Source organism: Actinocrinis sp., from assembly GCF_035650855.1.
Taxonomy (GTDB): domain Bacteria; phylum Actinomycetota; class Actinomycetes; order Streptomycetales; family Catenulisporaceae; genus Actinocrinis.
On the sequence record NZ_DASRGV010000377.1, the window covers coordinates 1 to 2456 of the forward strand.

The 2456-nt window shown below is 69.7% G+C and carries 2 protein-coding genes; one reads left to right on the forward strand and one right to left on the reverse strand.

All coding sequences use genetic code 11. From position 1 onward, the window contains the following. On the forward strand, nucleotides 1-825 hold an 825-nt coding region (locus tag VFB40_RS26480), incomplete at its 5' end, for a pectate lyase-like domain-containing protein (protein WP_527249214.1). A 140-nt stretch (nucleotides 826-965) separates the two neighbouring features. Here VFB40_RS26480 and VFB40_RS26485 read toward each other — a convergent pair. Beyond that, nucleotides 966-2456: MFS transporter (locus VFB40_RS26485; RefSeq protein WP_324855380.1), on the reverse strand; the 1491-nt coding region annotated here is incomplete at its 5' end.

The window sequence follows — 2456 nt, forward strand, 5'->3', positions numbered from 1 at the left end:
GGCGTCTACAACCTGCCGCGGACCATTCACGTGCTGTGGCCGAACACCAAGATCATCGGCCTCGGCTTCCCGACCCTCGTGCCGACCAACGGCAACGTGACCATGGACGTGGCCGGCGTCGGCGGCGTGAACCTCTCCGGCCTGATCTTCGACGCCGGGGCGGTCAAGTCGCCGTCGCTGCTCACCGTCGGCTGGAAGGGCTTCCCGCTCAGCCACGCGGCCGACCCGGTGACCGTGGACGACGTGTTCTTCCGGGTCGGCGGCGAGCAGGCCGGCTCGGTGACCGACGCCTTCGTCGACAACAGCGCCGACTCGATCATCGACGACGTCTGGATCTGGCGCGCGGACCACGGCGCGGGCGCCGGAACCTGGGCCGGCGACCCGGGCGACACCGGCCTGATCGTCAACGGCGACCACGTCACCGCCTACGGCCTCGCGGTCGAGCACTTCCAGAAGACCGAGACAGTGTGGAACGGCCAGGCCGGGACGGTGATCTTCTTCCAGAACGAGAACCCGTACGAGGTGCCGGATCAGGCCTCGTGGATGGCCAGTCCGACCCAGAAGGGCTATCCGGCCTTCTACCTGCCGAACCGGGTCACCAGCTTCCAGGGCTACGGCATGGGCAGCTACTCGTACTTCGACCAGGGCGTGGACATCGAGAACGCGATGGCCTTCCAGGGCCCGAACGCCCCAGGGGTGCAGTTCCACGACATCCTCACGGTGTTCCTCAACGGCTCCGGCGGCATTCAGTCGGTAGTCAACGGAACCGGCGCGGCGGTCAACTCCTCGTTCGGAGGACCGAGTGACGTGGTCAGCTATCCGTGAGCTGCGTTAGGTGAACAAGCAGCGCCCCCGGCCTGCCGCTGAGTGCGGTAAGCCGGGGGCGCGCTCGTTGTTGCCGCCGGGTGCTGGTTCGTCTTCGTTCGCGTGCAGCAGTCCGTGCGTGCAAGCTGCGCCGCGCATGGTCACCTCACGGAAGGCCGCTGCTTGCGGAAGATCCCGGGCGCCGTCGCCAGCACGATGACCAGGGCCACCGCCAGGAACACGACCGAGCCGGTGAGCGCCGCGGAGATCGCGTGGGCCAGATGCTGCTTGGCGGCCAGCGCGGCCGGGACACCGGCGCTGTGGTGCTCGGCGGCGTTGCGGGCCGCGGTGCCGAACACGGTGACCAGAACCCCGAGGCCGAGCGATCCGCCGACCTGGTGGAAGGCGTTGACCAGGCCTGAGGCCGCGCCGCTGTCCTTCGGGTCGACCCCGGCGATGCCGGAAGAGGTCAGCGGGATGAACGCGATGCCCATGCCGAGACCGAGCAGCATCATCGGCAGCGCGATACGCGGGAAGTACTGCGTGTCCGCGGACAGCCGACAGGTCCAGGCCATCGCGATCAGGGCGAGCGAGAGGCCCGTGACCAGCAGCCTGCCGCTGCTCACCGCGCCGGCGACCTTCGGCACCAGGCGCGAGGTGGCGAACAGCACCGCGGTCATCGGCAGGAACGCGAACCCGGCCTTCAGCGCGCTGTAGTCGCGCACCTCCTGCAGGAACTGGGTCTGGAAGAAGAAGTAGGCGAACATGCCGCCCACGGTGAACAGCCGCGCGACATATGCCCCGGAGCGCTCGCGGCTGGCGAACAGCCGCAGCGGCATGATCGGCTGCTCGGCGCGCAGCTCCACCAGCACGAATCCGGCCAGCAGCAGCACCGCGCCGGCGAACGAGGCGAGCGTCGCGTGGTCGGTCCAGCCGGACGAGCCGGCCCGCACGAAGCCGTAGACGAGGGCGGTCATGCCCAGGGTGGAGCTGACCGCGCCGACCAGGTCGAAGCGACCCGGGTTGCGCTCGGTCTCCGGCAGGTAGCGCGGGGCCAGCAGCACCAGTGCGATGCCGATCGGCACGTTGATGAACAGTCCCCAGCGCCACGAGGCCAGGTCGGTGAGCAGGCCGCCGAGCACGAGGCCGACGCTGGCGCCTCCGCTGGAGGCGGCGGCGTAGAGCGAGATGGCGCGCATCCGCTCCCGGGGGCCCTGGAAGCTCATCATCAGCAGGGCGAGCGTGGACGGCGCGGCGATGGCCGCGGCCAGACCCTGGATCGCGCGGGTGGTCAGCAGCCAGGCGCCGTTTGGGGCGAGGCCGCCGAGCAGCGAGGCCAGGGTGAACAGGGCGATGCCGGCGAGGTAGACGCGCCTGCGGCCGAGGATGTCGCCGACGCGGGCGCCGAACAGCAGCAGGCCGCCGAAGGTGAGGGTGTAGGCGTTCTGCACCCAGGACAGACTGGTCGGCGAGAAGCCGAAGGCGTCGTGGATCTTGGGCAGCGCGCTGATGATGACGGAGGCGTCTAGCACGATCATCAGCTGGCTGGTCAGGATGATCGCCATGACCAGCGGCGACGGGGTGCTGCGCCCGGTGCGCAGGTCCGGGGTCCGGCCTATGGAATGCCGGGCCGCGGGACGGGTTAACAAGGA